This is a genomic window from Brasilonema octagenarum UFV-OR1 (assembly GCF_963888615.1).
GTDB classification, from domain to species: Bacteria; Cyanobacteriota; Cyanobacteriia; order Cyanobacteriales; family Nostocaceae; genus Brasilonema; species Brasilonema sennae.
The window spans coordinates 1-511 of the sequence record NZ_CAWPKW010000151.1 but is presented as its reverse complement, the minus strand read 5'-3'; the positions used below and the strand labels follow the sequence as shown (position 1 = coordinate 511).

The 511-nt window shown below is 37.4% G+C and carries 1 protein-coding gene; it reads left to right on the top strand.

Going from position 1 to position 511, the window contains the following annotated elements; genetic code table 11:
- On the top strand, positions 1–412 hold a 412-nt coding region (locus AC5590_RS10225), incomplete at its 5' end, for a magnesium transporter CorA family protein (protein ID WP_282453100.1).
- Positions 413–511: the final 99 nt, after the last annotated feature.

Genomic DNA, 511 nt, shown 5'->3' with positions numbered 1-511 from the left:
ATCTACTCGTTTCGGACGCCGTAACTTTCAACGCATCAAGTCACTTTTAACTATGATGAACGACGAAGATTTCCAATGGATTTCTGAGCCAGTTAAGACACTATTTCATCAAGAATTGGTTCATCACGTTGATAATCTCTGGCAGGAATATCAAGCTCTGAGAACATGGATGTCAGAATTAATGGAAATTCAACGCGATAATATTGCTAGCAAAACTAGTGAACGCATTAATCGCCTAACTATCCTCTCAAGCATATTCTTACCAATCACTTTTATTGCTGGCGTCTATGGCATGAACTTCAAATATATGCCTGAATTAGAGCAACCTTGGGCTTATCCTATTGTTGTTAGTGTGATGGTATTAATTGTGATTGGTAGTATTGTATATGCTAAACAACAACGTTGGTTGTAGTGTCTAGTTGTTTTAGCTGTTCGTCGTTCGTTTGTAATATAACCTCTAAGAAGCAGGGCTGTTTAATTCCCTCAAAAGCTTATAATGTCAAGGGTTAAT